Annotated in this window: 20 protein-coding genes; 15 read left to right on the top strand and 5 right to left on the bottom strand. The window is 69.9% G+C overall.

Annotation, left to right across the window (positions count from 1 at the left end):
* Window positions 1-47: 47 nt before the first annotated feature.
* From ABZ260_RS01515 to ABZ260_RS01525, 3 genes are all read right to left on the bottom strand, one after another.
* The gene (locus tag ABZ260_RS01515; RefSeq protein WP_355611410.1) at window positions 48-2,363 is read right to left on the bottom strand and encodes a M64 family metallopeptidase; all 2,316 of its coding nucleotides are present in this window, start codon (window positions 2,361-2,363) and stop codon (window positions 48-50) included.
* Between the two features lie 192 nt (window positions 2,364-2,555).
* A complete protein-coding gene (locus ABZ260_RS01520; protein ID WP_355611412.1) occupies window positions 2,556-3,977 on the bottom strand; it encodes a S28 family serine protease in 1,422 nt (473 codons plus the stop codon).
* Between the two features lie 159 nt (window positions 3,978-4,136).
* On the bottom strand, window positions 4,137-5,039 hold the full coding sequence (locus ABZ260_RS01525; RefSeq protein ID WP_355611415.1) for a putative sugar O-methyltransferase: 903 nt from the start codon (window positions 5,037-5,039) through the stop codon (window positions 4,137-4,139).
* Window positions 5,040-5,780: 741 nt separating this feature from the next.
* Between ABZ260_RS01525 and ABZ260_RS01530 the strand changes: the two genes are divergently transcribed.
* From ABZ260_RS01530 to ABZ260_RS01550, 5 genes are all read left to right on the top strand, one after another.
* On the top strand, window positions 5,781-8,543 hold the full coding sequence (locus ABZ260_RS01530; RefSeq protein WP_355611418.1) for a LuxR C-terminal-related transcriptional regulator: 2,763 nt from the start codon (window positions 5,781-5,783) through the stop codon (window positions 8,541-8,543).
* 28 nt (window positions 8,544-8,571) lie between these two features.
* Window positions 8,572-9,798, top strand: coding sequence for a class I SAM-dependent methyltransferase (locus ABZ260_RS01535; RefSeq protein WP_355611421.1), 1,227 nt, complete (start codon window positions 8,572-8,574; stop codon window positions 9,796-9,798).
* Complete coding sequence (locus ABZ260_RS01540) at window positions 9,791-10,792, top strand: NAD-dependent epimerase/dehydratase family protein (protein WP_355611424.1); 1,002 nt, start codon at window positions 9,791-9,793, stop codon at window positions 10,790-10,792. Before ABZ260_RS01535 ends, ABZ260_RS01540 begins: the two co-directional genes overlap by 8 nt.
* Window positions 10,793-10,950: 158 nt before the next feature.
* On the top strand, window positions 10,951-11,556 hold the full coding sequence (gene rfbC, locus ABZ260_RS01545; RefSeq protein ID WP_355611427.1) for a dTDP-4-dehydrorhamnose 3,5-epimerase: 606 nt from the start codon (window positions 10,951-10,953) through the stop codon (window positions 11,554-11,556).
* Window positions 11,557-11,643: 87 nt separating this feature from the next.
* Entirely contained in the window at window positions 11,644-13,119 is a 1,476-nt protein-coding gene (locus ABZ260_RS01550; protein ID WP_355611430.1) for an NDP-hexose 2,3-dehydratase family protein, read from the top strand.
* Here ABZ260_RS01550 and ABZ260_RS01555 read toward each other — a convergent pair.
* On the bottom strand, window positions 13,085-14,194 hold the full coding sequence (locus tag ABZ260_RS01555) for a DegT/DnrJ/EryC1/StrS family aminotransferase (RefSeq protein ID WP_355611433.1): 1,110 nt from the start codon (window positions 14,192-14,194) through the stop codon (window positions 13,085-13,087). The genes ABZ260_RS01550 and ABZ260_RS01555 overlap by 35 nt on opposite strands.
* A 405-nt stretch (window positions 14,195-14,599) precedes the next feature.
* Between ABZ260_RS01555 and ABZ260_RS01560 the strand changes: the two genes are divergently transcribed.
* Both ABZ260_RS01560 and ABZ260_RS01565 read left to right on the top strand, forming a co-directional pair.
* Complete coding sequence (locus ABZ260_RS01560) at window positions 14,600-15,793, top strand: macrolide family glycosyltransferase (protein ID WP_350915277.1); 1,194 nt, start codon at window positions 14,600-14,602, stop codon at window positions 15,791-15,793.
* Window positions 15,793-17,361: a BTAD domain-containing putative transcriptional regulator gene (locus ABZ260_RS01565; RefSeq protein ID WP_355611436.1), complete on the top strand. Its 1,569-nt coding sequence runs from the start codon at window positions 15,793-15,795 to the stop codon at window positions 17,359-17,361. Before ABZ260_RS01560 ends, ABZ260_RS01565 begins: the two co-directional genes overlap by 1 nt.
* Here the strand turns inward: ABZ260_RS01565 and ABZ260_RS01570 are convergent.
* Window positions 17,277-18,890, bottom strand: coding sequence for an FAD-dependent monooxygenase (locus ABZ260_RS01570; RefSeq protein ID WP_355611439.1), 1,614 nt, complete (start codon window positions 18,888-18,890; stop codon window positions 17,277-17,279). The genes ABZ260_RS01565 and ABZ260_RS01570 overlap by 85 nt on opposite strands.
* A gap of 153 nt (window positions 18,891-19,043) precedes the next feature.
* Here ABZ260_RS01570 and fabG point away from each other — a divergent pair, with 153 nt between their 5' ends.
* The 8 genes from fabG to ABZ260_RS01610 are packed head-to-tail and all read left to right on the top strand — an operon-like array spanning window position 19,044 to window position 26,840.
* On the top strand, window positions 19,044-19,793 hold the full coding sequence (gene fabG / locus ABZ260_RS01575) for a 3-oxoacyl-ACP reductase FabG (RefSeq protein WP_030916371.1): 750 nt from the start codon (window positions 19,044-19,046) through the stop codon (window positions 19,791-19,793).
* A 48-nt stretch (window positions 19,794-19,841) separates the two neighbouring features.
* Window positions 19,842-20,138: a phosphopantetheine-binding protein gene (locus ABZ260_RS01580; RefSeq protein ID WP_343964540.1), complete on the top strand. Its 297-nt coding sequence runs from the start codon at window positions 19,842-19,844 to the stop codon at window positions 20,136-20,138.
* Window positions 20,135-20,611 carry a 3-hydroxyacyl-ACP dehydratase FabZ gene (gene fabZ / locus ABZ260_RS01585; protein ID WP_350956826.1) on the top strand — a complete coding sequence of 159 codons (477 nt, stop codon included), beginning with the start codon at window positions 20,135-20,137 and terminating at the stop codon, window positions 20,609-20,611. Before ABZ260_RS01580 ends, fabZ begins: the two co-directional genes overlap by 4 nt.
* A 3-nt stretch (window positions 20,612-20,614) precedes the next feature.
* Window positions 20,615-21,679 carry a glycine cleavage T C-terminal barrel domain-containing protein gene (locus ABZ260_RS01590; RefSeq protein WP_355611443.1) on the top strand — a complete coding sequence of 355 codons (1,065 nt, stop codon included), beginning with the start codon at window positions 20,615-20,617 and terminating at the stop codon, window positions 21,677-21,679.
* 28 nt (window positions 21,680-21,707) lie between these two features.
* On the top strand, window positions 21,708-23,984 hold the full coding sequence (locus tag ABZ260_RS01595) for a beta-ketoacyl-[acyl-carrier-protein] synthase family protein (RefSeq protein WP_355611445.1): 2,277 nt from the start codon (window positions 21,708-21,710) through the stop codon (window positions 23,982-23,984).
* Window positions 23,981-24,724, top strand: a complete 744-nt coding sequence (locus ABZ260_RS01600) for a nitroreductase family protein (RefSeq protein ID WP_355611448.1) — start codon at window positions 23,981-23,983, stop codon at window positions 24,722-24,724. Before ABZ260_RS01595 ends, ABZ260_RS01600 begins: the two co-directional genes overlap by 4 nt.
* Window positions 24,721-25,962 carry an FAD-dependent oxidoreductase gene (locus ABZ260_RS01605; RefSeq protein ID WP_355611451.1) on the top strand — a complete coding sequence of 414 codons (1,242 nt, stop codon included), beginning with the start codon at window positions 24,721-24,723 and terminating at the stop codon, window positions 25,960-25,962. Before ABZ260_RS01600 ends, ABZ260_RS01605 begins: the two co-directional genes overlap by 4 nt.
* Window positions 25,959-26,840, top strand: coding sequence for an alpha/beta hydrolase (locus ABZ260_RS01610; RefSeq protein WP_355611454.1), 882 nt, complete (start codon window positions 25,959-25,961; stop codon window positions 26,838-26,840). Before ABZ260_RS01605 ends, ABZ260_RS01610 begins: the two co-directional genes overlap by 4 nt.

Genomic DNA, 26,840 nt, shown 5'->3' on the forward strand with positions numbered 1-26,840 from the left:
TCCCGGGGCAGACCCCTACCGGGAGGCGCTCACCCGCGTTCTCCCCGTCAGTGGCCGTGGTCGTGCTCGTACATGCCCTTTTCCGGGATGGTGCTGGAGACCACGGCTTCGTAGGCCTTGCCGCGGGGGTTGGGGCGGGGGTCGACGAGGCCGGCGCACTGGCCGCTGCCGGTGATCTGGTTGGACACCCCGGCGTTGGACGGCGCGGGCGTGTTGCCGCCGCAGGCGAGCGCGCCGCGGACGCTGGTGCCCGCCATCACGAGCGCGTCGACGGTGGTGTTGTTGTTCAGCACCGCCGCGCCCCTGAGGTCGGAGCCGGCGACGATCAGCTGGCCGGTGGTGCCGGAGACGGTGACCGCGCCGTTGATCCGCGCCTTGAGCAGGTGCACCTCGGCGGCGGCGGTCGCGGTGACCGCTCCGTTGATCGTGCCGCCGGTCACCACCAGGGACGCGCCGGCGGAGACGGTCACCCCGCCGTTGATCTGGGCGTCGTTCAGGCAGGTGACGCCGGAGCGGACGACGAGCGTCCCGTTCCTGGTGCCGGTGACCGTGGTGGTGCAGGCGGGCGGCGCCGCGAGGGTGGTGACCGTGAAGCTCTTGGCCGTGCCGTGGTTGCCGCTGGGGTCGATCGAGCGGTACTCGACGGTGTGCCTGCCGCGCGGCAGCTTGCCGAACGTGAGGCTGTCGATGACGGTGCCGCTCTCGCTGAACGTCCACGGCAGGTCGGCGGAGGTCGGCCAGCCGAAGTAGTTGAACCAGCCGTCGCCGTCCACCCGGGACTCGCTCACCACGTACCCGTCCTGGTCGTCGTCACCGGTGAGCCTCATGGTGAAGGGGCCGTTGTAGACGTGGGTGTCGCCGGAGGCGACCAGCGGCTCGGAGAGCTGGTAGCCGGTGGTGGGCGGCGTGTTGTCGACGGTCCAGGACCGGGTGTCGCCGCCGGAGGTGGCGGTGAGGGTGTGGTTGCCGGGGGTGAGGGTGAGCGCGCCCAGATCCAGGTCCCCGTCGCTCTCGTCGAGCCGCGCGCCGTCCAGCGTCCAGGTGACGGCGGGGACGCTGTCGTCGGGGTGGGTGGTCTCGACGTAGACCACCTCGTCGTGGCCGACGGCCTGGTTGGTGGGCGTGGAGGAGAGCAGACCGGCGCCGACCGCGGTGGGGACGGTGGTCACGGTCGTGTCCACGGTCCAGGTGCGGGTCGCGGTGAGGGCACCGGAGCGGATGGCCGGGTCCCGCACGAAGCCGGTCGGGTCGGTGACGGTCGCCTTCACCGTGTGCGTGCCGGTCGGCAGGTTCAGTGTGCGGAGGTCGAGTGCGGTGCCCTCACCCGGCAGTTCGGTGCCGTCGACGCTCCAGGTGGTGGTCAGCGAGTGGCTGTTGGGGTGCAGCGGCTCCACCCAGAGCACCCGGTCGGCGCCGACCGGCGACGTGGTGGGCGTGCCGTCCTGGATGAGGCCGACCTTGGCGGAGATCTTCTGGGTCATGACCTCACGGCTGACCTGGTCGTAGTAGTAGCCCAGCGTCCTCATGATGGAGTGCTCGCTGGGCCGCCAGACGCCTTTGCCGAAGTACAGGCCGCCCTCGTGGCGGCTGATGGTGCCGCCCGCCTCGCTCGGCTCGCCCAGCCAGCGCCACCACTTCTTCCGCTGTTCGGCGATCTGCTGCTCGGTCAGCAGGGTGTGGTGTACGGAGCCTGGCTCGGCCCCGGCGTAGGTGCCGCCCTCCACACCGCGCGTGTAGTAGGTGTACTCGTCCTGCAGGCCGCCCAGCGAGTGGCCGATCTCGTGCGGCGCGATGAGGGCCGACATCGAGTTGTGGCCGGAGGAGGTGGCGTAGGCGCCGCCCGCTCCGCCGTAGGTTCCGCTGTTGCCCAGGGCCAGGATCTGCCGGTTGGCGCTGCTGGTCCCGGCCACCAGGTTGGCGTACGTGTTGGCCGCCGAGTTGCTCATGGTGATCAGCCGCTGGACGCTGGCGGGGTTGCAGCCACCCCAGAAGGCCATGCTCAGCGGGGTGTTCTTCTTGCCGGAGGCCAGGTCGGGGTCACAGCCGATGCCGGACTCGCCGGAGACGATGTCCACCCGGTAGACGTTGAAGTAGTTGCGGTAGGACTTGTACGGCTCGATGGACCACATCACGTTGAGCTGCTGATCGGTGTCGGCGGCGAACGTGGACTGCTCGTTCTCGGTGTAGCCGTCGCCCATGATGATCAGATTGAACCGCTTGGCCGGGGCTCCGGTGACCTGGAGCGGCACCACGGTGGCGCTGCCGACGGCGGCGTCGGCGGCGTTGGCGGGGGCTATCGGAGTGAGCAGGGCGGCGGTCATCGAGACGGCCGCCAAGGCGGTGAGCGGCCTGGTGATACGCATGGTGGGGGGAACCTCCAGGGGGCAGTCGGGGCGGCCCCGCACGGTCGTGCGTCGGCGCCCCGGGCATTCATCTCAAACAGGGATTTATGGGCTTATTTGGTGGAACAGCGGGCGCTCGCCCAAGGCGCCCGGGGACCGGTGCGGACCTCGGTCCCGGTACGGCCGCGGGCCGGGCCGTATCGGGAGGGGAGGTCAGCGCTCCCCGCGAGGGGGGAGCATGTCGTCGTCGGGGAGGGACGGCACAGCGCGGCTGTTGACGGTGATGCTGTCGGACACCCCGGCCCAGCGCCTGAGCGTCGCCGTCGCCGCGTCACGCTCGGCCGGGCTCAGCTGGGAGATGTTCGCGCTGTGGTTGGCGCCGGGGGCGACGTACAGATGGGAGTCGTTCCGGCTGGGCGTGAACCGCTCCGCGCTCCACGGGTCGTTCTCGCCGTAGATGAACATCATCTGGCTCGCGTCCTTGCGCACCCAGTGGTCCACGTCGAGCATCGGCTTCGGGTCGTGCCCGGTGCGCAGTTCGGCGGGGAGCACCGAGTTGGGCTGGTACAGCTTGGGGTATCTGGCCACGCCGCGCAGGTGCGCGAACTTCAGGTCGGGCCAGCCGAGCTGGCTCGCCGCCTGGTAGTAGTACGGGGCGTAGTAGTTGAGGCCCTGGTCGGTGTAGAAGGAGAAGCCCGCGATGTCGTCGATCCACGCGTAGATCTCGTCATCGGAGGCGGTGGCGGCCGGCACCTTCGCGCAGTCGGACACCTTGGCGTACTGCCAGAACGCCCAGACCGTGTCGAGGACCGTCATCTCGAACGACCGGTCGGCGGTGCCCAGGGTCTTCTCGAAGGTGATCCCGTCGCGCGCGGCGGTCTCCACCAGCTTCGGAACCAGCCGTTCGCGCCGCTTGAGCGCCTCGATCTGCACGTTGTTCAGCGCGGTACGGCAGGCCCGGTCGGCCACGTTCGCGAAGAAGTCGTCGTAGGTGTGGTCGGACGGGTTGACCCGGTCGTTCGGCGCGACGTAGGCCACCACGCCGTCCACGTCACCGGGGTAGAACCGCCGGTGGTAGACCGAGGTCATGCCGCCCTTGCTCGCGCCGGTCTGGATCCACTTCCCCGAGTAGGCCGTCTTGAGCGCCTCGACGATCCGGTGCTCGTCACTGGCCTCCTGCCAGATGTCGAGCTTTCTCCAGTCCGCCGGGTCCGGGCGGGAGTTCCGGAAGAACCGGTGCTCCACCGAGACCTGGTTGGCGCCGAGCAGCCGGGTCGGCTCGGTCTGGGAGGCGCCGGGGTTGACCGGCAGGCCGTATCCGCCGGTGTGCAGCACGACCGGCGCGTCGGCGGACCGGTGCAGCAGGGTGAATCGCTGCTCGTACGTGCCCTTGCCCGGATGGCGGTGGTCGATCGGCTGGGTGAGGCGCAGGACGAAGAACCGGTAGCCGGTCGGCCGGGTCTCCGAGACCACGGTCAGCCCGGGGATGGCGGTGAGCTTGCCGAGGAGTTCGTCCTCGACCGCCGCGGCGGGGGACGCGAGGCCGGGTTCCGCCGCCGCGGCGGGGGTGACCCCGGCCACGCCGATCGAGCCGGCGGTGAGGACCGCCAGCATGAGGGCGGGAAGTGCGCGCACTGATATGTCTCCTTCTGGCACACGAAGTGTCGAAGGAGGCTATCGATCATGCTTTGTCCGTGGTAGTCCTGATTTCCATAATTCCAGTGTTATGGGAGTGTCTGTAGTGGTTGGTCTGGAATGCCGACGCGCCGCCGGCTCAGGGTTCGGGAAGGCCGGTCACGACTTCGCGTACAGGGCCTGCCAGTAGTAGCTCCACGGGGTTCCCCAGCCGTCCGCGACGAGTCGCCAGTCGTCGCCGGGCTGGTACACCTCGACGAAACGCCTGGACTGCGCCTGGACCGCCTCGCTGTCGTGCACGTCGATGATCTCGCGGAGCAGGCCGGATTGGAGGGCCTGCTGGACCACGGCCTGCCCCTCGTAGTGTCCGTCCAGGTCCGGGTCCAGGTACTTGCCGACCGGGTTCTTCGTGTAGGAGTGCGTGGCGATGCCGTCGATGAGGGAGAGGTAGTTCCTGACCGTGTCCGCGGGCATCTCGGCGAACGAGTCGATGTTGACGCACAGGTCGAAGGGCTCGCCGCCGGGGAGGTCCTCCACCTCGTCGATGCCCCGGAACCTGATCTTCTCGAACTGCTCGCCGGTCAGCACGGCGCGCAGATACTCGCGGGAGAGCTTCAGGCAGTTCTCCAGGTCGATGATGTGGTACTCCGCGACATCGTGGTTCGACAGGATGGCGTGGCAGGACCGGCCGTACCCGGCGCCGATCTCCAGGATCCGCGCGCCGTCCATTTTCACGGACCGTGCCATGAAATCGAGCTCAAGAACCGCCTGCAGATAGTCCAGGCAGATCGACTCACCCTTCAGGGTGACCGCGATGGGCGCTCCCAGCTGGCGGTTCCTGATCCGGAGCATGCGCTCCCAGTTCTCCGGTGACAACTGGAGACCAAGGTTGTGGATGAGCGTCTTCAGATATCTCTGACCGTTGACCTCGGGGTTCCAGAGTGCGATCTTGTAGTTCACCCGACTGGATTTGAAACGGCTCAGATCGGGGCTCTCGTCGAGGGCGAGATTGTTCTTGTTAATGTGCGCCCACTGAGGACTCTGGCCGTATTTATGACTCATTTGTCTGCTCTTTCTTGGAGCTCGGTGATTCAGGGTCCGCAGGGCGCCGCACCCACGTCCGCACGAGTATCGCGCACCGAACCGGCTCGCGCCTAGATCACTTCTCCGGCTCTCCCGGGGTCCGGAACCCCGGCACGCGGCGGCCCTCCGGAGTGGGCGGCGCCCGGTCCCGGCGTTGATCGCGGACATGATCGTGACAGGGGGTTAATGGCGGTGCCGCCGAATGCCCAGGTCAGCACGGGGGCGTAACCGATGGGACGACAAGATGTACTCACAGTTCCACAGGTTGTTGTCAAAAAATTTATCCAATTGTGACATACCAACTATAAGATCGCGTTTCATGATCACGAATCTCCCCGTACCGGACGGACCGTCGGCTTGGCCGTGGCGTGGGGCTCCGGGCGTCGCGGCGCCGGACGGGAGGTTACCCGCGGTTGCCCGCTGACACGGCGGGTCTCGGTGAGCTAGGAATGATGTCACCGAACGAGACGCTCGCTGACCGGTTCGGAACGTGAAGGAATTCGGGATTGTCGATGCTTTTGCCGTTGGGTCAACGGATTTACCGTGGTGCCGGACCCGATGAAACCGCCAGTTTTCCACGAATAGCAGGCCGCCCGCTCCGCCCTCTCACCACAGCCCCGTCGAGAACGACCCCTGTCTGAGAATTCCGCGAAGTGGGGGAGTGGTTCACTCTGCCGCTGCGCAGGACCCGGGTCGCCAGACTAAACGAGGATGTAGTAAATGCTGGCATCGCAGCATCGCAGCGTACTTGATGTCCTGAAGGGATTGCTCGCCGAGAGCAGTGCGGGAAACGGCCGGTTGGTGCTGGTCAGCGGGGGACTGGCAAGCGGGAAGACCGAGTTGCTGCACGAGTTCTCGCGGGTCGCGGCCACCTCCGGCGCGTTGCTGCTCAGCGCCACCGGCTCCCTGGGGGAGAACACCCTGCAGGCGGGCATGATCGACCAGTTGTTCCACGGCGCGGGGTTGCCGCCGGAGGTCTCGGACCAGGTGTCACGGCTGATCCGGCGGCACACCGTGACGACCGGCGCCACCCGGCACGCCGAGGCCGAGGTCGTCCGCGAGATCGGCGACGTCCTGCTGGAGCTGTCCAGGGAGCGCCCGGTGGTCGTCGGCGTCGACGCCGTCCATCTGGTGGACGGCCTCTCACTCCGGCTGCTGCTCTATCTGTGCCGCAGGATAAGCTCCGCCCGCATTCTGCTGATCATGAACGAGTGGGATCTGCCGCAGTCCACGATCCCGTCCTTCTCCGCCGAGGTCACCCGAGGGTTCCACCACCGGATCTGGCTGACCCCGCTGTCGGTCGGTGACATCGCCGAGGTGCTGCCCCCGACGATGGACCCGGTCGCCGCCGTCGCGCTCCAGCGGCTGAGCGGTGGGAACCCGATGCTGGTCAACGCCCTGATCGAGGACCATCGCGCCGACCCCGCCGACCCGATCGCCGCCGGGGCGGCGTACGCCCAGGCGGTGATGGCGTGCCTGCACCGGTGGGAGCCGGAGCTGCTCTGGGTGGCCCGGGCCCTGGCGGTCCTGGGGGAGCCGGGCTCGGCCGGGCTGACCGGCGGCCTGGCGAAGATCAATCCGAAGGCCGCCGAGCGGGCGGTGGAGGTCCTGACCGAGGCGGGCCTGCTGGCCGGCGGCTGGTTCCGGCACCCGGTGGCCGCCGCGGCGGTGCTGGACGGCATCGGTGCCGAGGAGCGTTCGGGCCTGCACGTCCGCGCGGCCGTGCTGCTGTACCAGCGCGGCATGTCCACCACGAAGATCGCGGGGCATTTCGTCGCCGCGGACCGGGCGCCGGAGGACTGGGCGACCGGGGTGCTGCGGGACGCGGCCGAGCAGGCGCTGGCCGGCAATGAGGTGGCCGTGGCCGTGCAGTGCCTGGAGCTGGCCCTGCGCTCCGTCCGCGACGAGGGCGAGCGTCCGGCGATAACGAAGGTGCTGGTCCGGGCGCTGTGGCGGGTCAACCCCTCGGCGGCCGCGCTGCATCTGCCGCTGCTGCGGGAGGCGCTGGAGAAGGGCTGCCTGTTCGGCCAGGACGCGGCGGCCGTGGTGCGGCACTCGCTGTGGAACGGCGACGTGCAGACGGCGTCGAGGGCGATGGAGGCGCTGACCGCGACCCCCGATCTGCTGAACGTGCAGACCGCCGCCGAGTTGCACCTCACCTACCAGTGGTTCTACGGGACGTCGCGGGGTCCGCACGGGAGGTTCGACACCGCCTCCGCCTGGGGCGACGAGGCCCGCAGGATGACCTCGATCTGGACGCACGGCGACGGCGAGGTGGCGCTGGTGAGCGCCGAGAACATCCTGCAGAGCTGCCGGCTCGGCGAGACCACCCTGGAGGTGGTGGCCATCGCGGTACTGACCCTGATGTACGGGGGCAGGACGGAGCGGGCCACTCACTGGTGTGACGAGCTGATCGACGAGGCGGTCCGCAGCGGCGCGCTCACCTGGCAGGCCGTGCTCGGTGCGGTCCGGGCCGAGATCGCGTTCCGGCAGGGGGAGGTGGTGGTCGCCGCGGCCAGGGCGCAGGCCGCCCTGGAGCTGATGCAGGCGCAGAGCTGGGGCATCCTGATCGGCTACCCGAGGTCGACGCTGCTGCTGGCCCACACGGCGATGGGGCAGTACGAGGAGGGGGCCGAGCTGCTGCAGCAGCGGGTGCCCGACGAGATGTTCGCGACCCTGATCGGCCTGCGGTACCTGCACGCGCGCGGTCACTACTACCTGGCCACCGACCGGGTGCTCGCCGCGATCAGCGACTTCCAGACCTGCGGCAGGCTCATGCAGGACTGGGAACTCGACCGGCCGATGCTGGTTCCCTGGCGCAGCAACCTGGCCGAGGCGAACCTCCGGCTCAGCCGCTGGGGGGTGGCCCGCGACCTGGTGACGGAGCAGATGGAGCGGCTCAAGCCCATCGACCTGCGGACCCGGGGCATCTCCCTGCTGATCCTGGCCGCCGCCAGCGGGCTCGCGCAGCGTACCGAGCTGCTGTGCGAGGCGGTGAAGTGCCTGCAAACGGCGGGCGACCGGCTGCTGCTGTCCCGGGCGCTGGCCGATCTGGGCGCGGCCCTGCAGCAGCTCGGGGAGGCCGACGAGGCCAAGCCGCTGATCTGCCGGGCGATGCGGGAGGTCGAGATCTGCCACTCCGGCGTGATGCCCCTGCGGCTCAGCAAGAGCTGGACCACCGGTCCCGTTCTGCCGGACGCGGGGGAGCCCGCCGAGGACCCGAACCCGCTGGGGCTCAGCGACTCGGAGTGCAGGGTGGCAGAGCTGGCCGCGCTCGGGCACACCAACCGGGAGATAAGCCGGACGCTGCACATCACGGTGAGCACCGTCGAACAGCATCTGACCCGCGTCTACCGGAAGCTGGGAGTGAAGAGCCGGGCCGATCTGCCCCCGGTTCTCACGCCCCCCGACCGGCGGGCGTCCGTCAGGCCGCCCGAGGCGGGATCGAGAGCCAAGCCGGGCATGCGGGGAATCGCACAGTGAACAGTTCGCCCAATCTCAGGAGTCACCTATGCCAGTCACCTCGCCGTGCCGGATCTGCTCGGGCACGGTTCGCGAGTTCCTCGATTTCGGCAGGCAGCCGCTCTCCGACGCGTTTTTGACGCCGGAGGACCTCGATGGGGAGTTCTTCTTCACCCTCGCCGTGGGGATCTGTGAATCGTGCACGATGGTGCAGCTCATGGAGGAGGTGCCGCGCGACCGCATGTTCCACGAGAGCTATCCGTACCTCTCCTCGGGGTCGGCCGTCATGCGCGAGCACTTCCAGGCGATCGCCAAGCGTTTCCTGGCCGTCGAGCTCACCGGGCCCGACCCGTTCGTCGTCGAACTCGGCTCGAACGACGGCACCATGCTCCAGGTGATCGCCGAATCGGGCGTCCGCCACCTGGGGGTGGAGCCGTCCGGCGGGGTGGCGGACCTGGCCGCGGCCAAGGGCATCCGGGTGCGCAAGGACTTCTTCGAGGAGGCGACCGCGTCCGGCATCCTCGCCGCCGACGGACCGGCCGACGTCATCTACGCCGCCAACACCCTGTGCCACATCCCGTACATGGAGTCGATCCTGCGCGGTGTCGACAGGTTGCTGGCGCCCGGCGGGGTCTTCGTGTTCGAGGACCCGTACTTCGCCGACATCCTGGAGCGCACCTCGTTCGACCAGATCTACGACGAGCACTTCTTCTTCTTCACGGTCCGCTCGGTACAGGAGATGGCGCGGCGGTTCGGGTTCGAACTCGTCGACGCGGAGCGGCTCTCCGTGCACGGCGGCGAGGTCCGCTACACCCTGGCGCGTCCGGGAGCGAGGCAGCCGACCCGGGCGGTGACCGACCTGCTGGCCGAGGAGAGCGCGGCCGGGGTCACCGAGCCGGCGACGCTCGAGGGCTTCGCCTCCCGGGTCGGGCACATCCGCGAGCGACTGCCGGCGCTGCTGGGCGAGCTGCGCGACAAGGGGGAGCGGGTCGTCGGATACGGCGCCACCGCCAAGAGCGCGACGGTGACGAACTACTGCGGCATCGGCCCCGAGCTGGTCCCCTTCGTCTGCGACACGACCGCGGGCAAGCAGGGCAGGCTCACGCCGGGGGCGCACATCCCGGTACGGAGCCCCGAGGCGTTCTCCGACCCCTACCCGGAGTACGCGCTGCTCTTCGCCTGGAACCACGCGCAGGAGATCATGGAGAAGGAGAAGGAGTTCCGCGAGGCGGGCGGCAAGTGGATCCTCTATGTTCCCGAGGTGCGCGTTGTCTGACCAGCCGCTGGTCGTGGTCCTGGGCGCCTCCGGTTTCGTGGGCTCCGCCCTCGTGACGGAGCTGGCCGGGCGGGATGTCCGGCTGAGGCTGGTGGCGCGGAGGCCCGCCGTGGTCCCCCCGGGCCACGCGGCCGAGGCCGAGGTTGAGGTTCGTACCGCGGACCTCACCGGCGCGGGCCAGGTCGCCGAGGCGATCGCCGGCGCCGACGTGGTGGTCAACCTGCTGCTCTACACCGGCGGCGGGACCTGGCGGGCGGCGGAGGACGAGTCGCCGGGCGAGCGGGTGAACGTCGGCGTGGTGCGCGACATCGTCGCGGCCATCCGGGCGGAACGCCGGGACGGCCCACCCCCCGTGGTCCTCTTTCCCGGCTCGACCTCCCAGGTCGGCCCGAGGTCGGAGGCCAGGATCGACGGCACCGAGCCGGACGCCCCGGTGACCGCCTACGACCGGCAGAAGCTGGCCGCCGAGCGGGAGCTGAAGGCCGCCACGGCACAGGGCCTGCTGCGCGGGGTCACGCTCCGGCTCGGCACGGTGTTCGGCGGCCGGGTCTCCCCGACCGCCACCGACCGGGGGGTGGTGACCACCATGGTGCGCCGCGCGCTGGCGGGTGAACCGCTGACCGTGTGGAACGACGGGACGGCCGAGCGCGACCTGCTCTACGTCGGGGACGTGGCCGGCGCCTTCCTGGCCGCGCTCGACCACGCCGACTCCCTCGCGGGCCGGCACTGGCTCATCGGCACCGGCGGCGGCCGGAGCGTGCGCGACATCTTCACGACCGTCGCCGCGACCGTGGCCGCCAGGACGGGGGCGCCCGCGGTCCCGGTCGTCTCGGTGCCGGCGCCGCCGGACGCCACCGGAATGGACTTCCACAGCGTCGTCGCCGACCCGGCCGCCTTCCGCGCGGTCACCGGATGGCAGGCCCGGGTGCCGTTCCGCGAGGCGCTGGAGCGCACCGTCTCCTCGCTGATCCGCAGTGACGAGGTGCCGCTCTGAGGCGTTTCAAGCGACCCCTATCTTGCTCGCGGGCGACCCCTACCTTGTTGACCCCGCACCGGCGGTCCGAGCATGCTGGACCGCGTTCCGTGACCGTCCGTCATCCTCGACCGATTGGCGACTGTTGTGACCGAACACCCCCCGGCGGCGCGGCCGTAATGAAATCCCGCGCGCTCGCCGTCACCGGCGCTTTCGAGTTCACTCCCGAGGTGTTTCCCGACGAGCGGGGCCTCTTCGTCTCCCCGTTCCAGGAGGCGGCGTTCGTCGAGGCGGTCGGGCATCCGCTCTTCCCGGTCGCGCAGACCAGCCAGAGCGCCTCGGTGCGCGGCGTGCTCCGCGGGATCCACTTCACCCTCGCCCCGCCGGGGACCGCCAAGTACGTGCACTGCGCGCGGGGAAGCGCGCTGGACATCGTCGTCGATCTCCGGGTCGGCTCCCCGACGTTCGGGGAGTGGGACCAGGTGGTGCTGACCGGTGAGAGCTTCCGCTCGGTGTACTTCCCGCCGGGGCTCGGCCATGCCTTCGTCGCGCTCCAGGACGACACCGTGATGTCCTACCTGCTCTCGCAGCGGTACCGGAAGGAGAACGAGCTCGCGCTCTCGGCCCTCGACCCGGAGATCGGGCTGCGGCTGCCCGAGGACCTGGCGCTGATCCAGTCGGAGCGGGACCGGGAGGCGCCCACCCTGGCGCGGGCGCGGGCGCTGGACATGCTGCCCGACTACAAGGAGTGCCTGCGGATCGAGGAGACCTTCCGGCAGGCGTGACGGCGGCGTGCGGGAGCCGGTCGCGGCTCGGGGGAGCTCCCGAGCCGCGGCCATCGGAAGATGAAATTTCGTATCAAAGGAGCCAGCATGGCCGTACCCTCTCGGCGGCAGACTCGTTCACCGTTGCAGGTGCGGCTCGCGGAATCCGTGCTCTCCCCGGGTGGGTGGTTCGCGACACCCGACGAGTTCCACCGATGGCTGGCCGAGACGGCGAGCCGTACGTACATGAACGTGCGGAAGGTGCCGTTGAACGGGCTGTCCGGCTGGGAGGTGGATCGGCACACCGGGAACATCCGGCATCGGACCGGAAAGTTCTTCAGCGTCGAGGGTCTGGACGTCCATGTTCCCGGCCGGACGGTCTCCCACTGGTCCCAGCCGATCATCAACCAGCCGGAGATCGGCATCCTGGGCATCCTGGTCAAGGAGATCGACGGAGTCCTGCACCTTCTCATGCAGGCCAAGCACGAACCGGGCAACCACAACGGCCTGCAGCTCTCTCCCACCGTGCAGGCCACCCGGAGCAACTACACCCGGGTGCACCAGGGCAGGCCGGTCCCTTATCTCGACCACTTCCTCGACACCTCGGGCCACGAGGTGATCGCGGACATCCGCCAGTCCGAGCAGGGCGCCTGGTTCTACCGGAAGCGCAACCGGAACATGGTCGTTGAGATCACCGGGGAGATCGAGGTCGCCGAGGGCTTCTGCTGGCTGACCCTCGGCCAGTTGCACACCCTGATGTCGGTGCCGGATCTGGTGAACATGGACGCGCGGACCGTGCTGGCCTGCATGCCGTTCTCCGGAGCCGGGCTGACGTCGGCCCTGACGGCGGCGCTTTCGACGGAGCCGGGCGACGGGTTCCGCGCCGCGCTCGTCCGCTCCTGCGATCCGGGCGAGGCCGGCCCGCACACCATGGGGGAGGTGCTGAGCTGGATCACCGACATGCGCACCAGGGCCGACCCGCAGGTCAGGCTGATCCCCCTCGACGAGGTGCGGGGCTGGCGGCGGACGGACGAGCTGATCTCCCACGAGACCGGCCGCTACTTCGACGTCGTCGGGGTGAGCGTGGAGGCGGGCGGGCGCGAGGTCGGCCGCTGGGACCAGCCCATGATCGAACCCTTCGGGACCGGGGTCATCGCGTTCCTGGTCGGAGAGATCGGCGGAGTGCTGCACGCTCTGGTGCACGCGCGGGTCGAGCCGGGCTACGCCGACGTGGTGGAGCTGGGGCCGACCGTGCAGTGCACCCCGGAGAGCTACGACCACCTGCCCGCCGGGGCACGCCCGCCCTTCCTGGACGAGGTGCTGGGGGCCGGCCCCGAGCGCGTCCGGTTCGAGACGATCCTGTCGGAGGAGGGCGGGCGTTTCCACCGCGCCCGCAACCGCTATCTCATCGTGCACACCGACGAGGCCGCCGGGATCGACCACCCCGAGTACCGCTGGCTGAGCGTGTCCCAGCTCGGAGAGCTGCTGCGGCACAGCTTCTATCTCAACATCCAGGCGCGCAGCCTGCTGTTCTGCCTGACCACCCTGACTACAACGCCGCCAGTACCTCTCGCAGCGCGCTGATCACCCTGTCCTGGACGTCGCCGGGCAGTGACGGGTACATCGGCAGCGAGAAGATCTCACCGGCCAGCTCCTCGGTGACGGGCAGGCTGCCCCTGCCGTAGCCGAGGTGGGCGAACCCGGTCATGGTGTGGACCGGCCACGGGTAGCTGATGTTCAGCTGGATGTCGTACGCCTTCAGCGCCTCGATGATGTCGTCGCGGCGGGGGTGGCGCACCACGTAGACGTAGTAGACGTGGTCGTTGCCCTCGGCGAGCGCGGGAAGGACGAGTTCGGTGTCGCCGAGGCCATCGGCGTAACGGGCCGCCACGGCTCGCCGGTCGGCGATGTACCGGTCGAGCCGGCGCAGCTTGCGCCGGAGGATCTCGGCCTGCAACTCGTCCAGCCTGCTGTTGTGGCCGGGGGTCTCGACGACGTAGTAGGTCTTCTCCATGCCGTAGTAGCGCAGCCTGCGCAGGTTCCGCTCGACCTCGTCGTCGGAGGTGAGCGTCGCGCCGCCGTCCCCGTAGGCGCCGAGCACCTTGGTCGGGTAGAAGGAGAACCCGGCCGCCTTCCCCATCGATCCCGCGACGCGCCCGTGGTGGCGGGCGCCGTGCGCCTGCGCGCAGTCCTCGAAGATCATCAGGTCGTGCCTGGCCGCGAGCCGCTCCAGTGGCTCCATCTCGACGCACTGGCCGTACAGGTGGACCGGCAGCAGGCACCGGGTCCGCTCGGTGATGGCGGCCTCCACCTGGGCGGTGTCCATCAGGTAGTCATCCCGGTGCACGTCCACGAAGACCGGGGTCGCGCCGACGGCGTCGATCGCGACCACCGTCGGCGCCGCGGTGTTGGAGACCGTGATCACCTCGTCGCCGGGGCCGACCCCCAGGGCCTGCAACCCCAGCTTGATCGCGTTGGTGCCGTTGTCGACGCCGACGCAGTGCCCCACCCCGTGGTAGCCGGCGAACTCCGCCTCGAAGGAGCGGACGCTCTCGCCGAGGACCAGTTGCCCTGACCGGAACACCGTCTCGACGGCGTCCATGATGTCCTTCTGCTCGCTGTCGTATTCCCGCAGATAGTCCCAGACACGCGTGGTCATGGCAGTCCCTTTCTCGAAAGCTCGGCCCAGCATAATGACCGGCGGGAATCGGGGGGAGCCCCTGTGTCCAGGCGGAAACCGGCACCCCGCGAGGTGGCCGGCAGCGGTCTCGGAATGGCTAGGGGTAACCCCTAACACTTCACCCGGTACCCCAGTCCCCATCGCCGTTCGTTGCGGATGAATGGCGGCCCGGCTAGGGTGGCGCTCTTTTTCCGTTATCGCGCTGTGAACTCGATCCCGGGCGCGCGCGCCTGTGGAAGACGGTTAGGGGTGTTGCCCTAAATAGGCCCTAACTAGCATTGCCGACAGATCGCAGTGACTGATTTGTCGCCGATGGGCTAGTTCTTTTGTCGCGAAATCAGTGCTTATCAGGTCAGAAATCCCAGAGAGACAGGATTCTCCCAGATGGCGAAACATTTCCTCTTCCTGGTTCATCCCGACCATGGCCACGTGATCCCCAACCTGGCCGTGGTGACGGAGCTGGTCCGCAGAGGAAACCGCGTCTCCTATCTGACCGGCGACATGATGGTGGGCATCGTGGAGGAGGCCGGCGCCACCGCGCTGCGCTACGACTCGAAGTACCGGGACTCGGACTTCCTGAACCTGGCGCGCGACCCGCTCTACCTGCTCTCGGTCCTGCTCGACGAGAGCGCGGACATGCTGGCGGCCCTGGAGTCCTACCCGGCCGACGACCTCCCCGACATGATCGTCTACGACACCTCCATCCTCTACGCGGGGCGCATCCTGGCCAGGAAGTGGAACCGGCCCGCGACCCAGCTCATCCCGATGTTCGCGTCGAACGCGAACTTCTCGTACCTGAACGCGATCTACAACTCCGACGGGGCCGAGCAGTCCATGCCGAACTGGGTGGACGACATGTTCGCCCGGATCAGCGCCCTGTCCAGTGCGCACGGGGTCGACGTCCCGCCCGCGGAGCTGTGGTGGGAGATCCAGGACTTCAGCATCATCAACATGCCGCGGTCCTTCCAGTACGTCGGTGACAGCTTCGACGAGCGGTTCGCGTTCGTGGGGCCGTGCCTGGGCGAGCGGAACTTCCTGGGCGAGTGGCAGCCGCCGGCCAGCGGGCTTCCGGTCGCGCTCGTCTCGTTCGGCGCGGTCTTCAACGAGTATCCGGACTTCTTCCAGATGTGCGTACGGACCTTCACCGGCGTTCCGTGGCACGTGGTGATCACGGTCGCGGACGGAATGGACCCCGCGGACCTGGGCCCGCTGCCCCCCAACATCGAGGCGCATCGGTGGATGCCGCACTACAAGGTGCTCCAGCACGCCTCGGTGGCCGTCACCCACGGGGGCATGGGCACCGTGATGGAGGCGCTGCACTCCGGCTGCCCGATGGTGGTCGTCCCGACGTCGTCCATCGACGCGGTGGCCGCCCGGCGGATCGAGGAGCTGAACCTCGGCCGGTCCATCCCGCCGGAGGAGGTCACCGGGGAACTGCTGCTCCAGGCGGTGCTGGAGGTGGCGGGCAGCGAGGTCATCCAGCGGTGCACGGGGGAGATGCAGAAGGATCTGCATGCCTCGGGCGGCACCCTTCGGGCCGCCGACGAGCTTGAGAAGTACCTGATGCGGATCCAGTGATGGACGAACCACTCGAGTTTCGGATCATGGGGCCGCTCGGGGTGTTCAGGAAGGGCGAGGAGCTTCGGATCGGCGGCCCCCGGGAGCGCGCGATCCTGGCCAGCCTGGTGCTGAACGCGGGCCGCGTCGTCGGGGTGGACCGGCTGATCGAGGCGGTGTGGGGCGGACACGCCCCGCAGAGCGCCCGCGGGCAGATCGCCATCTGCGTGTCGCGGCTGCGCAGGGCGCTGGGGGACCGGGCGGACGACATCATGACGTCGAGCCCCGGCTACCTGCTCAGGGCGGCCCCCGAGCAGATCGACAGGCTCCGCTTCGACGACCTCGTGGCGCGGGCGCGCCGGCAGGCCGCCGGGGGCGATCGGGAGGGTGCGATCGCCGTGCTGCGGGACGCGCTCTCCCTGTGGCGGGGAACCCCGTTCGAGGACATCCACAGCATGCGCTACGACGCGGCCCGGCTGCGGGAGTCGCGGCTGGAGGCGATCGAGGCCTGCCTGGAGCTGGAGCTGGAGCTCGGCAACCACCTCAAGGCGATCGCGGAACTGGTTCCCGTGGTGGAGGAGCACCCGCTCAGGGAGCGCGCCCGGGCGCAGCTGATGCTGGCCCAGTACCGCTCGGGGCGCCGCGCCGAGTCACTGCGGACCTACCAGGAGGGCCGGCGGCACCTGGTGGAACAGGTCGGGCTCGAACCCGGCCCGGAGCTGAGGCGGCTGCACGACCAGATCCTGCGGGACGAGTCCGCGCTGATGGAGGTGTCGGGGGTGCGGCGGGCCGAGGAGTTCGTCATCCCCTCCCAGCTCCCCCCGCAGGCCCTGCCGTTCACCGGGCGCACCGCGGAGCTCGCCGCCCTGGACGACGCGCTCCGCTTCTCCCCGGAGACGACCGGGCCGGGAACGGTGGTCGTGACGGGTCTGGGCGGCTTCGGAAAGACCGCGCTGGCCCTGCGGTGGGCGCACCGCAGGATCGCCCAGTTCCCCGACGGGCAGCTCTTCGCCGACCTGCAGGGGGACGAGGGCGCGGCGGCCCTGACCCCCGGTGTCGTCGCCGGCCGTTTCCTGCGCGCGCTCGGCGTGGCCGGCCACGCCATCCCCGAGGATCTCAGCGAGAAGCTGGCCCTGTACCGCAGCAGGACGGCGCGCCGGCGGCTGCTCGTCGTGCTGGACAACGCCCGCGACAGCGCCCAGGTCATCCCGCTGCTGCCGGGCGGCGCGCACTGCCGGGTGATCGTCACGAGCCGGGATCCGCTCGACGAGTTCGTGGCCCGCCAGGGCGCGCACCGGGAGTTCGTCCGGCCGCTGGGCTTCGAGGAGTCCAGGGCACTGGCGGTCATGCTGGTCGGCACCGCCAGGATGGAGGCCGAGCCGCAGGCGATGACCAGACTCGCGGCCAGTTCCTCGGGGTGCCCGCTGACCCTGCGGATGGCGGCGGCGCGGCTCTGCTCGGGGTCCTACCGGGGATCGGTCGACGAGCTCGCCGGCCACGACGGCTACAACCTCGCCAGGATGGTGCCCAGGGCGCCGGTCAGCGCGTTCGCCGACGCCTCCGCGCCGGGGGAGCGCCAGCCGACGTGACCGTCGGGGCGGATGAGTACGGCTCCGGCGGTGCCCACGCCGAACTCCTCCGCCCACGTCGGTGAGGTGAGTTCCGCCGAGCCGTCGGCGGAGATCTCCAGCGCGGTGACGGCGACCCCGGTGTCCTGGGCCGCCTGCTTGGCGGCCTGCGCCCAGCCGGTGCCCGCGGGCGTCATCAGGGTGAACGAGCTGCCCAGCAGGTCCAAGGTGGAGACCTGACCGCCCCGCCGCGACAGCCAGACGTGGGGCATGCGGTGGCCGGGGCGGGCGGTCGGCAGGTAGGTCCGGTAGGGGTCGGCGGGTTCGGGGGCGGGCGTCCCGTCCGCGACGACGGCGGCGGAGTCGTAGTGGAAGCCGAGCACCAGGCCCTCCGAGCTGCGCCGGCCCGCCTGCTGGTCGATCGACTCCTGCATGGTCAGGCGGCCCTCCATCATCTGGAAGGTGATGAGCGCGTTGTTCAGGCTCTCGGTGACCGTACGGTCGGAGATCGGGCGCCGCTCGGGCGTGTAGGTGTCGAGAAGGCCGGCCCCCGCGGTGCCCCGGAGCACGGCGGCGAGCTTCCAGCCGAGGTTGTGCGCGTCCTGGATGCCGCAGTTCATGCCGAACCCGCCCTGCGGGGTGGCCACGTGCGCCGCGTCCCCCGCGAGGAAGACCTGGCCGCTGCGGAACTCGTCGGCGACCACGGCCTGCTGGAGCCAGGGCATGATGCCCACGATGTTCACCGCCAGGTCGGGGATGCCCGCCGCGGACCGCACCGCCGCGACGCAGACCTCCTCGGTGAAGTCGTCGGGGCTGCCGCCGTGCGCCGGGTCGTACCCGGTCTGGATCATCCACCGGCGCTGGTTGTCCACCGCCTCCACCGCGCACGGCGGGTTGCTGAGCAGGAAGTAGAGCGCGGCCTGGCGATCACGGAGCAGCGGCCCCAGGTCGGCGTCGAACATGACGCTGATCATGTTGCCCAGCGGGGGAGGACCGGTCATGGCGATGCCGAGCGCGTCCCTCGTGGTGCTCCGGCCGCCGTCGGCGGCCACCAGGTAGCGGGCGCGGACTCCGCGGCGGACCCCTGCGGACTCGATCACCGCCTCGACGCCGTCCGGGGTCTTCCGCATCTCCGTCATGGTCGTGTCGAAACGGACGTCGGCGCCCGGCTGCGCCTCGGCGAGCGCGCGCAGGATCACCTCGAAACGGTCCTGGGCGCAGATGTAGGTGTAGGTCGGGCTCTGCGGGGCGTCCTCGTGCAGCGGCGCGACCGCCCGCAGGAAGTCGTCATCGGTCAGCGACGTTCCGACGCCCACCGCCAGGGTCTCCTCGCGGGGCAGTCCGGCGCGTTCGACCTCGTCCTGGATTCCCCACGCCCTGACCAGTTCCATGGTCCTGGTCGAGATGAGCCGGGCCTTGGGAAAGAGGGAGGTTTTCTGGTGCCTCTCGACGAGCAACGAGGATATCCCGTACCTCGAAAGCTCGATCGAGGCGGACAGGCCGACCGGGCCGCCTCCGACAATCAACACCTCGACATCGAGCTCGTCCATGGGCGTCAGCGTTCCGTACCGCTGTCATCAGCGTCAATAGCCGGATATCCGGATGATATCGGGCTGAAAACCGGCTTCAGTAGCCTCTCCCCTTGTAAGCGGACGATCAGGTCGGCTCCCTTTAACCTCACCACTGACACCCTGGAGACGAGGATGCTCTTTACCGAAGGCTCGGTGGCCCTGGTAACAGGCGGGTCGCGCGGAATCGGGCGGGCGGTGGCGCTCGATCTGGCCAGGGAAGGCGCTCACGTCGTGGTCAACTACCTGCGCGCCGAGCAGGACGCCAAGGACCTCGTCGCCCAGATCGAGCAGGAGGGTGGTGGCGCGACGGCCGTACAGGCCGACGTCACCAAGGAGGAGGAGGTCCAGCAGCTCTTCCGCGGCCTGCGCTCCGACTTCGGCCGGCTGGACGTGCTGGTGACCAGCGCGGGCATCACCCGCGACCGGCACCTCGTCGCCATGAGCCTTGCGCAGTTCCGCGAGCCGATGGACGTCAACGTCACCGGCACCTTCCTGAGCTGCCGGGAGGCTCTCCGGATCATGCAGCACCAGCGGCGCGGCTCGATCGTGACGCTGTCGTCGGTCAGCGGGCTCGACGGTGGCTTCCCCGGCCAGACGAACTACGTGGCGTCCAAGGGGGCGATCATCGCCTTCAGCAAGGCGCTGTCCTACGAGGCGGCGCCGCACGGCGTCCGGGTCAACGTGGTGGCCCCTGGCTTCGTCGCCACCGACATGACCCGCAGCGTTCCCGCCCAGATCAGGAAGCAGTACGAGTCCCGCATCCGGCTGGGCCGGATGGGCAGGCCCGAGGAGATCGCGTCGATCGTGAGCTTCCTCGCCTCGGACAAGGCCTCGTACGTCACCGGAGAGGTGATGGTCGCCCACGGCGGCGGCCTGGGCTGAGCCTGTCATCAAAAGCACGAGCTTCGACAGCACGAGCACGGAGGAAAGATGACCATCGACGAGCTGCGCGCCAGGGCTGCCCAGCGTCAGCAGGCGTGTGACCAGATCAAGAAGATGATCGTGAACCGGCTGGATCTGGAGATCGAGCCGAACTGGATCACCGACGACCAGCCCCTGTTCGGCCGCGGCCTTGAGCTGGACAGCCTGGACATCCTTGAGCTCTACGTCGCGATCGAGGCGGAGTTCGGGGTGGCCCTCTACGACAGCGAGATGGCGGTCTTCGGCTCGGTGTCCCGGCTCGCGGAGACGATCAAGCCCGAACTGCGAGCGGCAGCCGCGGTATGACCGTTGCCCAGTCGTCCAGGGAATCGCTCAGCCTGAACAACGACCAGATCAGGGAGCTGATCCCGCATCGCTGGCCGATGCTGCTGCTCGACCGCGTCGACAAGGTCGAGCCGGGCGTCAAAGGCACCGCGATCAAGAACGTCGCCGGGACCGAGATCTGGTTCCAGGGGCATTTCCCCGACGAGGCGATCCTGCCGGGCGTCGTGGTCATCGAGGCGATGGCCCAGCTCGCCGGAGTGGTCTTCTCGCTCACCGGGACAAGCAAGATCAGTTACTTGGCGGGGGTCAGGTCGATGCGCTTCCGCCGCCGGATCGTCCCCGGTGACCAGCTGGTCCTGACCGCGGAGCGGAGCGCGGGCGGCAGAGGCTTCGGGGAGTACCGGGTCTCGGCGCGGGTGGACGGGAACATCGCCGCCGAAGGAATCATCACGATCGCCGACCCGGCGGCCGGCAGCACTCATGGAGAGGTGTGAGAAATGGATTCCGTACTCGCGAACGCGCACCCGGAGGAGACCGTCTTCGGCGAGGTGCTGGACGTGACCGTCCCACTGCGCTTTTCGACGCCGGCCGAGGAGTACCAGGCCCTCAGGGAGCGGGCCGCGCTGCTCGACCTGAGCGGGCTCGGCCTGATCGAGATCAGCGGTGACGGCGCCGTCGACTTCGCGCAGCGGGTCCTCGCCCGCGACGTCGAGTACCTGACCTCCGAGCGCTGCATGATGAGCCTCGTCCTGGACGAGTCGGGGCAGATCGTCGACCAGGTGGTCGTGTGGGGCCGGGAGAACGGGATGTTCCTGGAGAGCTCCTGCGGCGCCGGGCCGCGCCTGCTCGAACACCTGCAGAAGCACAACGACGAGGGCGTCGACATCGTCGACCGCTCCGGCGACCTGACCATTCTGGGACTGGAGGGCCCCTACGCCTGGGGCGTGGTGGGCCGGCTGATCGACGGCGAGCTGGCCTCGCTGCCGTTCGAGGCCGTGGTGGACACGACCTGGAACGGCGTGGACATCGTGTTCGGGCGGACCGGGTTCACCAGCGAGTACGGCTACCAGATGATCGTGCCCACCGAGTCGGCCGCCGAGCTGTGGCGGCAGTCGCTGGAGCAGGCGGTGCCCGCCGGCAACGAGGCACTGGAGATCGCCATGCTGGAGGTCCGGCAGCCGGTGATCCGGCACGAGGCGACCGGCGGGGTCAACATCATCGAGGGCGGCGCCAACTGGCTCGTCGACATCACCAAGGAGTCGTTCATCGGCAAGGAGGCGGTGCTGGAGGCGTTCAACGGCTCCGTCGGCCGCCGGACCCTCGGCTTCAGCGGCGGCGGATCGGTCCCCGAGCCCGGCACCCGGGTCCTGGCCGCCGGTCAGGACATCGGCGAGGTGGTGTACGCGGTGCACAGCCTCGGGCTGGGCGCCACGCTCGGCCTGGCGCGGGTGGACGCGGAGTTCGCCGCGGCGGGTCTGCGGTTCACCGTCGGCGACGCCGAGGTCACCACGCTGACCAGCCCCTACATCACGCCCAAGAGCTGGAGCATCCCGATCATCTGATCGGCTGATCGTCGGAGAAGGAGTGAGCATGGCGTCGCGCCCCGTCGTCATCACAGGTCTGGGTGTCATCTGCGCCATCGGCCGTGACCCGGAAGAGTTCTGGCTACGGCTCATGGCCGGCCAGGGGGGTGTCACCCCGGTCGACGACGAGGCGTTCGCCGTGTTCACCGCCCGGTACGCGGGTCAGGTCCCCACCGAGTGGATCACCGGGCAGCTGCCGGACTCCGACGCCGCCCTGGACCGCACCGCCCAGCTGGCCCTCATCGCGGCACGTCAGGCCGTCGGCCAGGCGGGGCTGTCGGCGGACGACGTCGAGGCCGACCGGTTCGGGCTGGTGCTCGGCAAGTGCCAGGCGACCCCGGACGCGGCGGGCCGCTACCAGCCCATGCACCGCACCGGTGACGTGGTGGCCGGGCGGCTGGGCATGCGCGGGCCGCGCATCCTGGTGTCGACCGCGTGCGCGGCCGGCGGCAACGCCGTCGGCCTGGCCAAGGACAAGATCCTCACCGGCGAGGCGGACGTGGTGCTGGCCGGTGGCGTCGACCCGCTGCTGTTCGGGACCTACGCCGGATTCGCCGGGCTGCAGGCGCTCAGCACCGGACCCTGCGCGCCCTACAGCCGCTCAGACGGTCTCAACCTCGGCGAGGGTGCGGCGTTCCTGCTGCTCGAACCGCTGGACCGGGCGCTGGCCAGGGGGGCGACCCCGCTGGCCGAGGTCGCCGGGTACGGGCTGTCCGCGGACGCCTACCACGCGACCGCCCCCGACCCCACCGGCCGGGGCGGTGCGAGCGCGGTACGCCGGGCGCTGGCCGACGCGGGCATGAGCACCGACGACGTGAGCTACGTCAGCGGTCACGGCACCGGCACGCCGGCCAACGACGCGATGGAGGCCAAGGTGATGCGGGCGGTCTTCGGCGACCGCGCGCCGCGGGTGCCCACCAGCAGCATCAAGTCCTTCGTCGGTCACACCCTGGGCGCGGCCGGCGCGGTCGAGGCGGTCGCCAGCGTGCTGGCACTCCGGCACGGCATGGCGCCGCCGACCATCGGCTTCGACGCCGATACCACGACGGACCTGGACTTCGTGCCCAACGTGGCCAGGCGGATGCCGATCGAGACCGTGGTCTCCAACAACTACGCCTTCGGCGGCAACAACGTCGCGCTCGCGCTGACCACCCCGGGTGGCGAGCGCGAGTACGAGGAGTTGCCCGACCGGCCGGTCGTGATCACTGGGCTGGGCCCGGTCAGCGGGCTGGGCACCGGGATCGCCGAGCTGGCCGAGGCACTCGCGGAGGGCCGCCAGGCCGTCGGCCGGGCGCCCTCGCTGGAGGGACGGACGTTCGCGCCCCGCTCGCTCTGGCGGCACATGAACCACCTGTCCAGGATGGCGATCGCGGCCTCCCGGCTGGCCTGGGAGGACGCCGGGATCAAGCTGCCCAGGGCGGCGCTGGACAACGTCGGACTGATCTTCGCGACCGCGGCGGGCTCGGTGGAGAGCACCGGCGGATTCGACGAGAGCGTCGCGGTCGACCCGAACAAGCCGGCCGTGCTGAGCTTCTCCAACGTCGTGCTGAACGCCACCGGCGGCGCGGTCTGCCAGACCCTGGGCCTGCGCGGCCCGACCACCACGATCTGCAACGGCGAGGCCTCGGCCTCGATCGCGCTGGACTGCGCCATTGAGATGATCAAGGCGGGCAAGGCGGACGTGGTGCTGGTGGTGGCGGCGGACGAGACGACGGCGACGGCCGCCGGGGCCGCCGGGGATACGGTGGTCACCCCCTACGACCGGGAGCGCACGGGGTCCGTTCCCGGATCCGCGGCCGTGGCCATCCTGGTGGAGTCGGCCGAGCACTGCGCCGCACGCGGGGGACGCGCGTACGCGCGGATCCTGGGCAGCGGCCACGCCGGCACCGGGGAGCAGGGCGAGCGGGAGTCGATCAGGCGCAGCCTGGCAGGCCTCTCCGCGGGGAAGGCCGGTCTGGTCGTCGGCGCGGGTACCGGCGGCCGGTACGACGCCGACGAGGCGGCGGTCCTGCTCGAACTGGTGCCGGACGGCCTGCTCACCACCTCGGTCGGGCAGACCGGCGACTGCCAGGCGGCCTCGGGCGCGATGAACCTCGCCGTGGCCGCCCTGGCGATCCGCGACGGGATCGCCCCCGCGCTGCACGGCCTGGAACACCCGTACGCCGGTGAGGTGGAGTCCTACGTCAGGAAGCCGCACCTGTCGGAGGCGGTCGAGCAGGCGCTGGTGCTGACCGCGGCGGCCGACTCGGTGCGCGGCGCCGTCCTGCTGGGGGCGATGCCATGAAACCGGCCCCGGAGGCCGGCCCGCCGTTCGACGTTCAGGAGACCGATCGGCTGCTGACCACCACCCGGTCCGTCCGGCGGCGGCTCGACCTTGACCGGCCGGTGCCGCGCGAGGTCGTGGAGGAGGCCCTGGAGGTCGCCGTCCAGGCCCCGACCGCCAACAACCAGCAGCACTGGCGCTGGCTGGTGGTCACCGAGCCCGCCATCAAGGAGAAGCTCGCCGAGCTGATGCGGGTCTCCTGGAACTTCCATCGCAACGACGTATGGACCAGCGCCGGCCGCAGAAGGAACAGCGAGGCGGCACGGCGGAACAACGCCTCGGTGGTCGCGCTGGCCGAGGGGATCGCGAGGGTGCCCGTCCTGGTCATCCCCTGCGTGCTCGGCCGGCCGCCGGACATCGCGGCCATCGACGCCGCCTGGGAGCGGCAGATGGCGGCCAAGCCCGCGGAGGACACCGGACACGAGGTGCGGCTCGGCGCCATGCGGGCGAGCACCTTCTACGGCTCGATCTTCCCGGCGATCTGGTCCTTCCAGCTGGCACTGCGCAGCCGGGGTCTCGGCAGCACGATCACCTGCATGCACGTGCCCTTCGAGCGGCAGGTGGGCGAACTGCTCAACATCCCGTCCGGGGTCACCCAGGTGTGCATGGTGCCGGTCGCCTACACGATCGGTACCGACTTCCGACCGGCGAAGCGGTACCGAGCCAGAGAACGCACGTATTGGGAAGGATGGCAGGCATGACCGTTGAGTACGCCGATGTCGTCGTCGTCGGTGGCGGAATCGCGGGCGCGTCCGCGGCCAGCAAGCTGGCCGCGGGTGGTCTGTCGGTCGTCTTGCTGGAGAAGCAGAAGGTCTACCAGGACCTGGTGCGCGGCGAGTGGCTGGCGCCCTGGGGCGTTCGGGAGGCACAGCTGCTCGGTGTCGCCGACTGCTTCGCGGCGGGCGGCGCCTGGGAGATCCGCGAGTGGATGACCTGGGACGAGGCCATTCCCGCGGACGAGGTCGAGGCCATCGACATGACCCGGTCGATGCCCGAGGTCGGCGGCCCGCAGTCGTTCCCGCACCACGCGGTGTGCGAGCTGATGGCGGCGCAGGCGGCGGAGTACGGCGCCAGGCTGGTGATGGACGCGGCCAGGATCAAGGTCACCCCCGGCAAGGAGCCGACGGTCACCTACCTCAACGACGGCCGCGAACACGAGATCAGGGCCAGGATGGTGCTCGGCGCCTCCGGCCGGGTCGGCGCCGTGGGCCGGCAGATCGGTGTCTCGATGAGCGGCTCCGTGCACCACTGGGGCGGCGGCATGATGGTCGAGGGGCTGGACGACTGGCCCTCCGACGTGCAGGCGATGGGCACCGAGGGCGACGTCATGTTCATGGTGTTCCCGCAGGGCTTCGGCCGGGCGCGGCTCTACCTCAACCTCGCGACCGGCACCCAGCACCGCTACCGCGGACCCGACGCGGTGCGGAACTTCCTGAACGCCTTCGAGCTCAACTGCCTGCCCGACCGGGGCAAGGTGGTGACCCAGGCGATCCCCGTCGGACCGCTGGCGGTCTGGCCGTCGATGACGCTCATCCCCGACGGGCCGCCGCTGACCGACGGGGTCGTGCTGATCGGCGACGAGGCGGGAAACGGCGACACCGTACTGGGCACCGGCCTCTCGTGCAGCATGCGCGACGCCAGGACCGTCGCCGACATCCTGCTGGAGAGCGACGACTGGTCGGTGGGGGCCTTCGACCCCTACCTGAAGGAGCGCAAGGCGCGGATGGACCGCCTGAACTTCGGCGCGGCCATCATCAGCAAGCTGTACGCGGAGTTCGGGCCCGAGGCCACCGAGCGGCGCAGGCGCGCCCGCCGGTTGATGTCGCAGAACGTCGCACTGCAGGTGACGGGGCTTTTGAACATGGTGCCCCCGGAGGATGTGCCGGAGTTCGGCTTCAGTGAGTTCTTCGCCGAACGGTTGTTTAGGGAGACCGCATGAGCATGGAATCGTTGGTCAACAGGACGCTGCACGTCAACGGCGTCGACATCGCGTTCGTCGACCAGGGCGAGGGCGATCCGGTGGTCCTGCTGCATGGATTCCCGGACTCCTCCTACCTGTGGCGCCACCAGATACCGGCGCTGGTCGAGGCGGGCTTCCGGGTCATCGCCCCGGACCTGAGAGGGTTCGGCGAGTCCGGCAAGCCGCAGGAGATCGAAGCCTACGACATGCAGACGATCGTCAACGACGTCGTCGAACTGACCCTGGCACTGGGCATCCGCAAGGCGCACCTGGTCGGTCACGACTGGGGTGCGGCCATCGCGTGGATGTACTCGTTCCTGATGCCCCGCAGGGTCGACCACCTGGCCGTGCTGTCGGTCGGTCACCCGGGGGTGTTCTCCACCCCGACGCTGGAGCAGCGGGCGGCCTCCTGGTACATGCTCTTCTACCAGTTCCCCGGGGTGAGCGAGACGCTGCTGCGCCGCAACGGGTGGCGGCTGTTCAAGCAGATCATGGGGCGCGAGGGCGACCACACCCGCTACCTGCGCGACCTGGCCCGCCCCGGCGCGCTGACCGCCGGTCTGAACTGGTACCGGGCCAACCGCTCACCGGAGTCCGAACTCCGTCCCGAGCGGCCCTTCCCGCCGGTGCTCGCCCCCACGCTGGGCATCTGGTCAGCCGGTGACAAGGCCATGATGGAGGAGGGCATGACCGGCTCCGCCAAGTACGTCAAGGGCCCCTGGCGCTACGAGCGGATCGAGGACGCCAGTCACTGGATCCCCCTCGACGCCCCCGAGCAGGTCAACAAGCTGCTGACCGGCTTCCTGGGCACCGAGAAGCCGGCCGAGGCGGCCAACCGCCGCAGGCGGCGGCTCTAA

The organism is Streptosporangium sp. NPDC006013, assembly GCF_040614275.1.
Lineage (GTDB): Bacteria > Actinomycetota > Actinomycetes > Streptosporangiales > Streptosporangiaceae > Streptosporangium.

Excerpts from the sequence above, each read along its gene's own strand:
- ABZ260_RS01515 (WP_355611410.1), bottom strand. The coding sequence starts at position 2,363 with ATGCGTATCACCAGGCCGCTCACCGCCTTGGCGGCCGTCTCGATGACC.
- ABZ260_RS01525 (WP_355611415.1), bottom strand. The coding sequence starts at position 5,039 with ATGAGTCATAAATACGGCCAGAGTCCTCAGTGGGCGCACATTAACAAG.
- ABZ260_RS01530 (WP_355611418.1), top strand. The coding sequence starts at position 5,781 with ATGCTGGCATCGCAGCATCGCAGCGTACTTGATGTCCTGAAGGGATTG.
- ABZ260_RS01535 (WP_355611421.1), top strand. The coding sequence starts at position 8,572 with ATGCCAGTCACCTCGCCGTGCCGGATCTGCTCGGGCACGGTTCGCGAG.
- rfbC (WP_355611427.1), top strand. The coding sequence starts at position 10,951 with ATGAAATCCCGCGCGCTCGCCGTCACCGGCGCTTTCGAGTTCACTCCC.
- ABZ260_RS01550 (WP_355611430.1), top strand. The coding sequence starts at position 11,644 with ATGGCCGTACCCTCTCGGCGGCAGACTCGTTCACCGTTGCAGGTGCGG.
- ABZ260_RS01555 (WP_355611433.1), bottom strand. The coding sequence starts at position 14,194 with ATGACCACGCGTGTCTGGGACTATCTGCGGGAATACGACAGCGAGCAG.
- ABZ260_RS01560 (WP_350915277.1), top strand. The coding sequence starts at position 14,600 with ATGGCGAAACATTTCCTCTTCCTGGTTCATCCCGACCATGGCCACGTG.
- ABZ260_RS01565 (WP_355611436.1), top strand. The coding sequence starts at position 15,793 with ATGGACGAACCACTCGAGTTTCGGATCATGGGGCCGCTCGGGGTGTTC.
- ABZ260_RS01570 (WP_355611439.1), bottom strand. The coding sequence starts at position 18,890 with ATGGACGAGCTCGATGTCGAGGTGTTGATTGTCGGAGGCGGCCCGGTC.
- fabG (WP_030916371.1), top strand. The coding sequence starts at position 19,044 with ATGCTCTTTACCGAAGGCTCGGTGGCCCTGGTAACAGGCGGGTCGCGC.
- ABZ260_RS01580 (WP_343964540.1), top strand. The coding sequence starts at position 19,842 with ATGACCATCGACGAGCTGCGCGCCAGGGCTGCCCAGCGTCAGCAGGCG.
- fabZ (WP_350956826.1), top strand. The coding sequence starts at position 20,135 with ATGACCGTTGCCCAGTCGTCCAGGGAATCGCTCAGCCTGAACAACGAC.
- ABZ260_RS01590 (WP_355611443.1), top strand. The coding sequence starts at position 20,615 with ATGGATTCCGTACTCGCGAACGCGCACCCGGAGGAGACCGTCTTCGGC.
- ABZ260_RS01595 (WP_355611445.1), top strand. The coding sequence starts at position 21,708 with ATGGCGTCGCGCCCCGTCGTCATCACAGGTCTGGGTGTCATCTGCGCC.
- ABZ260_RS01600 (WP_355611448.1), top strand. The coding sequence starts at position 23,981 with ATGAAACCGGCCCCGGAGGCCGGCCCGCCGTTCGACGTTCAGGAGACC.
- ABZ260_RS01605 (WP_355611451.1), top strand. The coding sequence starts at position 24,721 with ATGACCGTTGAGTACGCCGATGTCGTCGTCGTCGGTGGCGGAATCGCG.
- ABZ260_RS01610 (WP_355611454.1), top strand. The coding sequence starts at position 25,959 with ATGAGCATGGAATCGTTGGTCAACAGGACGCTGCACGTCAACGGCGTC.